Origin of the sequence: Mycobacterium helveticum (genome assembly GCF_007714205.1) — a bacterium.
In the GTDB taxonomy this organism is placed as follows: domain Bacteria; phylum Actinomycetota; class Actinomycetes; order Mycobacteriales; family Mycobacteriaceae; genus Mycobacterium; species Mycobacterium helveticum.
On record NZ_VMQU01000308.1, the window covers coordinates 1 to 936 of the forward strand.

A 936-nucleotide genomic window follows, 5' to 3' on the forward strand; every position below is an offset into this window, starting at 1 on the left:
CACCTACTTCCCCTACACCGCCAAGCTGTGCATCAACGGCAACGAATGGGCCAAACGCCAAGCGGCCAAGGCCGGTATCGGGTTCGAAGCGCTCGATAACGGGTTCGCCGCCGTCGACGACGCGGCGGGGTTGCAGGCGATCTGCGACCGGCTGGGACCCGAGCAGATCGATGCGCTGCTGCGCAAGTGGCTGCGCATTCTGCCCAACCCGTTCACCGACGAGGATGAGGCTGCCGGCTACCGCTACGAGCCCTCGATCCTGCAGGCCGAGTTCTCGCTGACCCAGATGCTGGATGCGCCGGTGTCGGGGCGGATCTTCTTCGAGCAGGTCATCCGCGACAACCTCGACATCGGCCGCCCCGACCACGTCGCGTTGATCTTCGACCGCCGCATCCTCAACGGCCGCAAACGCAAGACCCCGGGCCGGTTTCGCACCCGGGTGATCACCGACGGTGTCATCCCGTCACTGCACGTCGACTACAAGAACACCAAAGTCAAGCAGTACTACAAACAAGGGAGGGCGCTGCGCACCGAGACCACCATCAACAACCCGCACGACTTCGGGGTCACCAAACGGCTGACCAGCCTGCCCGACCTGCGGCAGCTCGGCTTTTCCGCCAACCGGCGCCTGCTCGGCGTCCAAACCATCAGCCACGACCCGATCCGCGGCGCGAAGGCCTTCGCCGATCTCACCGCCCCCGTCGTCACCGACTCCGGCACCCGCATCCCCGGACTGCGCTTCGGCGACACCCGTGTCCACGCCCTATTGCAGGCCCTGCTCGTCCACCGGCTGTTGCCTTACGGATTCACCAACCGTGAGCTGCGCACCCTGATTGCGCCCCTGCTCGGCACCACCGCCGAACACATCACCGCCGGGCAGATGACCTACGACCTGCGGCGCCTGCGTGCCCACGGCCTCATCGAACGCATCCCCCG

Annotated in this window: 1 pseudogene; it reads left to right on the forward strand. The window is 66.2% G+C overall.

The window, feature by feature from the left end:
* Window positions 1–936, forward strand: a pseudogene (locus tag FPZ47_RS27645) (hypothetical protein); the annotation flags it as partial.